The 5,235-nt window shown below is 72.6% G+C and carries 4 protein-coding genes and 1 pseudogene; 3 read left to right on the forward strand and 2 right to left on the reverse strand.

What is annotated here, in order from left to right; all coding sequences use genetic code 11:
- Window positions 1-937: 937 nt before the first annotated feature.
- Window positions 938-1,570: a carbonic anhydrase gene (locus TR48_RS36360; protein WP_042374880.1), complete on the forward strand. Its 633-nt coding sequence runs from the start codon at window positions 938-940 to the stop codon at window positions 1,568-1,570.
- A 4-nt stretch (window positions 1,571-1,574) separates the two neighbouring features.
- Here TR48_RS36360 and TR48_RS41300 read toward each other — a convergent pair.
- Window positions 1,575-1,769 (reverse strand): annotated as a pseudogene (locus TR48_RS41300) (L-threonylcarbamoyladenylate synthase); the annotation flags it as partial.
- A gap of 150 nt (window positions 1,770-1,919) precedes the next feature.
- On the opposite strand from TR48_RS41300, the gene TR48_RS36370 reads away from it, so the two are divergent.
- Window positions 1,920-2,162, forward strand: coding sequence for a hypothetical protein (locus TR48_RS36370; protein WP_042374881.1), 243 nt, complete (start codon window positions 1,920-1,922; stop codon window positions 2,160-2,162).
- A gap of 1,226 nt (window positions 2,163-3,388) precedes the next feature.
- Here the strand turns inward: TR48_RS36370 and TR48_RS36375 are convergent.
- On the reverse strand, window positions 3,389-3,607 hold the full coding sequence (locus tag TR48_RS36375; protein WP_042374882.1) for a hypothetical protein: 219 nt from the start codon (window positions 3,605-3,607) through the stop codon (window positions 3,389-3,391).
- A gap of 270 nt (window positions 3,608-3,877) precedes the next feature.
- On the opposite strand from TR48_RS36375, the gene TR48_RS36380 reads away from it, so the two are divergent.
- Window positions 3,878-5,080 (forward strand): hypothetical protein, encoded by a 1,203-nt coding sequence (locus TR48_RS36380; RefSeq protein WP_042374883.1) that lies wholly within the window; start codon window positions 3,878-3,880, stop codon window positions 5,078-5,080.
- Window positions 5,081-5,235 lie beyond the last annotated feature (155 nt).

Below are 5,235 nucleotides of genomic sequence, written 5' to 3' on the forward strand. Positions count from 1 at the left end.
GCCTCGGCGGAGATGGCGGCTCATGGTCACTGGTCGATGAACACATCGTAGGAGGGCTCGTCGTCCGAGCTGGGGGCGTTGTCGGCGAGCTGGGCGACAGAGCAGCCCAAGCCGAACAGCAGGGTCACCATGCCGCCGCCGGCCAGGACCTCCCCCCAGCTATGGGTGGCCCCGGCCTGGTGCAGGACACCCGGCGATCCGCCCCCGCGCGGACCGAGCGAGTGCAGCGGTGATGCCTCGGCTGGCTGCGCGTCCGACGATCTGCTCGCCCGTTGGCGAGAGGTTCCGTCGAGTACCGCAACCGCAGGTGGTGTCACGTTCGGCGTCGCCGGCCCGCATCCGGGCGACGGGCGCCGAGGGCGAGATCGTCCCGGCGGCCCGGGTCTCGCCGCTCGGGCTCGCCGCTCGGCTCCGGGCCACGATGACCGGCTCCAGACCGGCGCGGTAGCGGCCGTGGCGGCTCAGAGGCCGGCACCGGGCGCGGTGGGGTGTCGCCGTCGGGGTGGGCGGTGGGCCGGTGCCGGTGAGGAGGGCGAGCAGGTCGGCGACCTTGGGGCTGGCCTCGGCGGGGTGCCGGAGCCCGGTGCCCGGGATCACGTGGTAGCGGTTGCCGCCCGAGCGGGTGTGGGCGAGTTACCCGGCCTGTTCGAGGTCGGTGATGATGCGGTGGCCCGCGCGCTCGGTGAGCAGGCACTGGCGGCGATGTCCCGCACCCGGATGCCGGGGTCACGGGCGACCTGGACCAGCACGCGGGCGTGATTGGTCAGGAACGTCCACAGCGCCGGTCTGGGGGCGGGGACCTGCTCCATCCCTCCAGCATGACCGGTGAGACACGACACATCAAGCACGACACAGGTTTCGTGTCATGGTTGACTGGCCAACCGGGCCGATCCTACGAATGACCCGTGGGAAACCGACGAGAGGAAGCAGAGCGGGCATGACCGACACCCTGACGCCGAGGGAAGCCTTCGAGATGCTGCTGGCGGGCAATCAGCGCTTCATTACGGGAGCGCCGGAGCACCCCAACCAGGACGCCGCCCGCCGCGCGCAGCTCGCGCCGGGGCAGAACCCGTTCGCGGTGCTGTTCGGCTGCTCCGACTCCCGCCTCGCGGCGGAGATCATCTTCGACCGCGGGCTGGGCGACCTGTTCGTGGTGCGCACCGCCGGACACGTGATGGGCCCCGAGGTGCTCGGCAGCGTCGAGTACGGGGTGAGCGTGCTCGGATGCCCGCTGGTGGTGGTGCTCGGCCACGACGCGTGTGGCGCGGTCGCCGCGACCCGCGCTGCCGTCGACGGCGGCGCCACCGGCGAGGGTTTCGTGCGCGACGTGATCGAGCGCGTCACCCCGAGCGTGCTGGCGTCGCGCGCGGCCGGGCATGTAGAGGACGCGGACTTCATCGACGAGCACGTGCGCTGCTCGGTCGACCTGCTGCTGGACCGCTCCCGCGCCCTGGCCGAGGCCGTCGACCAGGGGCGTACGGCGGTGGTGGGTTTGGCCTACCGGCTCACCGACGGCACCGCCCGCCTGGTCACCGCCCGCGGCCTGGACCAGACGCCTGTCCCGGTGTGACCGGTCAGCGCTCGCCCAAGTCGGGCAGCAACTCGCGAAGCCGGTCGGCGCCGACCGCGCCCGCGCGCAGCAGCACCGGCACCTCTCCGGTCAGATCCACGATCGAGGACGGCACCGCGGTCGCGGTCGGGTCGGCGTCAAGGTAGACCGCGACACTCTCGCCGAGCATGTCCTGCGCGGCGTCGCAGTCCTGCGGCGATCGAGCGAGAGCCCCGGCTTGTGCCGCACGACCAGCCCCGGGAACGATCATGGTAGGAGAAAAGATACCTGTAGCACACACCGCGAGGGGGTTGGGCCGGTTTCGCCGAAGTCGGGAACTTCCAGGCGGAGCCGGGGCTACCGTCCGACCGTGCTGGTGAACCTTCCAATCGATGAGCAGACCACAGCCCACCGCGACATCGAACCGGCCACCCCGGACAGATGGCCGCGCCCGGAAGTGGCCGCGCCGGAGTTGATCGCGCAGATCGTGCGGGCCGTGCGGGGCGGGGACGAGGCGCGCGTCCGCGAACTTCTACAGCGGCTGGCCGTGATCGCGGACGTGCCGACCCCGTTCGCGTTGCGGGACGCGCTCGCGCGGTCGAGCCCGCAGTGAGCGGGCGGGTATGTGGCCGCCCGCTCGATTCCAGGCGGGCCGCCTCCTGCTTCCCCACCGAAGCGCGCCCCGCCAGGACCCATCCGGATCACCCGTCGGAGCGCGCGCCTGGGCTCTGACGGCGCGACCGCCGCCGTGCCCGGGCTGTGCCACTGGGGCGCGTAGCGTGATCTTCATGTTCGGGCTCAAGGCCGAATACGAGTGGCGGGCGGTGCTGCCGCAAAGTAGGGCGCAGGAGCCGAAGGGGGCTCCGTTCCCTGTTCCGCGCCGTCGCACTGGGTTCGCCTGGGGCCAGGAGCAGGCTCTGGTTCGGAGGCAGGCTGACCCGCGCGCCAGCGGCCGCGCGCGCTCGCCTGTCCGGTGGACGGCCGTGTACAGGCGGGGCCGTGGTCGTTGTACCGGGGGTGATCCCTGCGGAACCGATCCCGCCGCGCTCTTCACGAGGTGCCGGACAGCCGGGCGATACGCCGTTGTTTTCGACCATGGCCGCGGCGTGGGAGGAGCTGGGCCGTGCGGTGCCTGGGCGACCGGATCCGGAGTGGGACCGCCTGGTCGCCGGTGGTGCCGGTCGGCGCCGCCGGCGACCGCCCGTCCCTGCCGCACGACGCGGCAACGCAAACCGGGCGCCGTAAGTCACTCCCCCGCCCGTTGACGGCATGGCGCGGGGTCCTCGTCGTGGTGGTGCCGAGGACCCCGCCGCGGGCCTGCGGCGGTGACAATGCGGCGGGCCCTGCCGGTGGCCGGGCGGGGCGGGCCCGCCCGGCATGAGTCACCGCATCACCGTTCAGCCACCCGACGGGTCCGGCCGCGAGTTGGGCACGCGCGTCGGCGGCGTGGCTGGGCGCCCGCCCTCCGGCGGAAGGGCAGTCTCGGACGGGCTGGTAATCCCCGTGGCGGCGGTGCAGCGCACGCAGGCGTCGCCGCGCAGTGCGCCCAGGTCGGCGAGCGGCGGGTTTGGGCGGCGGGCGCGAGGAACTGTCCGCACAGGGCGGTGTTGGTCCCGGCGGGTACGACGTGCCAGAGCAGGACCGTGCGCCACTCGTACTCGGCCTTGAGCTCGAACATGAAGATCACGCTACGCGCCACCGGCACGGCGGCGGTCGCGCTGTCCGCGCGCCCGCCCGGGCGTGCGACCGGGACTGGGAGCTGGCGTCGGCGGGAAAGCAGGATGCGGCCCGCTCGATTTCGAGCGAGCCGCATCCTGTGCACGTCGGCGAGCGTGTCTGTCACACGAGGTGCAGGTCTTCGAAGAGCTTCGCGAAGACGTAGAAGGTGCCGGTGAAGGCGCCCGCCGCCCACAGGGCCGCTTGCGGCGCGGTGGCCGGGTTGGCCTTCGCCTTGGTCCAGGCGATGAAGGCGCTCAGGACGCCCGCGAGGACCGCGAAGGCCATCAGCATCGCCTTGACGTACTCGGGCACGGTGAAGCCGGAGCCGGTGGTGTTCATTTCCCACCTCCCCCCTGCCGGTGATGCGCCATCAAGCGCAAGCACGGCCCCTGCGGCCGTGCCACCCCTAGCGCACGGCCGTCCCGCCCCGTCCCTGGGCGGCCGGGACGGGATGGCCGTCCCGGCCATCCCGGACGGACGTCCCCGCAGGTGGGAGCGGGCGCATCAGATAAATGGGATAAGAGGAGTAATTGCTTCAATGCCCTGCAATATCAAGGGATTTGATCTTCCGGCATGCTTTCAGTGCCGGGCCTTACACGAGGGGGATCCTTGCCTGACGCACAGCCAGACGTCGCCCCATCCTGGGCGGCCTACCGCAAGAGCCTTGCCGACTACCGCACACGGTGCGGAGCGCCGGCCTGGCTCGCCATCGACGAGATCTCGGCGCTGGTCGCCGACCAGAAGAGGCAGCAGGCCGTCGGGCCGGTTCCCTCCGACGAGCGGCTCCCGAGGTCGACCGCGCACAAACTCACCAGCGGCGACAAGGAGATCCAGAGCTGGCTCCAGGTGCAGGCGTTCCTGCACGCCTGCCATGTGGCCGCCGCGCTGCGCGGCAACGGCGAGAAGGACACCGGGCGCGCGGCCAAGGCCCTGGCGAAGAAGGGGACCACGCTGCCCTGGATGTCCGACGAGGACCTGCGCGCGTGGAAGGACTGGTTCGACGCCCTGGCCATCGGCAGCGAACAGGGCACAGCGTCCGCGCGCACCTGGCAGCCGCCCGCTCCGGCGCTGGTACCCGGACTGCCTGCCGCCGGCGAGACGCCGGCTCCGACGGAACCCGCCCCGCAGCCACGGCGCCGCCGTACACGGGTCGCCGCGATCGTCACCGCCGTGGCCGTCGTGGTGGGCTCCGCCATCGGCTTCGACGCCATGGCGCACTCCGCCGGCGGTACCCCCAGCGCGCACTCCGGCACCCCCGCACCACCGCCCGGCTCGACCAGTCCGACACCCACGGGGCCCTCGGCCCCGGCGTCGGCGTCCACGGCGGCCACCACCCCCAGCGGCACCCCCTCCCCGAGCGCCACCCAGAACAGCAGCAGCGGGGGCGGGACGACGGTGGTCGTCACCGGCGGCGGCAGCGGGAGCGCCGGTACCGGGGGCGGCCCAGGGACGACGAGGACCGGCACCAACCAGTCCGGCACCGGCGGCGCCTCCCCGACCCCCCGCGCGGCCGATCCGCGGTTCGAGGTCGAGGGGGTGTGCACCAACGCCTCCGCCCACCAGACCCTGGAGAACATCTCCTCCGGCTTCACGCCGGCCGGCCAGTACAAGGACGTCGTGCTGGACCCCAACGGAGCGGTGTACCCCCTCTACGGCTACGACCACGGCACCGTGAACCCCTCCGGGGGCGTCGGCTGGAGCTGGCCGTGCCAGAGCCAGGACCAGAACGGCACCTACACCGCCAAGGTCACCGACGAGGCCTCCGGCAAGACGGTGACCGCCACCTTCGTCGTGAAGTCCTACGGAACCTGACCCCGTCCCGCCGCGGCCGGGGCGACACTTCCCGCCCCGGCCACTCCGCCGAGTACCCCTACCTACCCCTGATCGACAGGAGACCATGATGCGGATGCACACCAAGATGGCCATCGGCGCCGCCGCCGGCTTGACCGCCGTCCTCGCCCTAGGCG

It is taken from the genome of Streptacidiphilus neutrinimicus (genome assembly GCF_000787815.1).
Lineage (GTDB): Bacteria > Actinomycetota > Actinomycetes > Streptomycetales > Streptomycetaceae > Streptacidiphilus > Streptacidiphilus neutrinimicus.

What these genes read in the sequence shown, in the direction of transcription:
- TR48_RS36360 (WP_042374880.1), top strand. Translation starts at nt 938, where the DNA reads ATGACCGACACCCTGACGCCGAGGGAAGCCTTCGAGATGCTGCTGGCG.
- TR48_RS36375 (WP_042374882.1), bottom strand. Translation starts at nt 3,607, where the DNA reads ATGAACACCACCGGCTCCGGCTTCACCGTGCCCGAGTACGTCAAGGCG.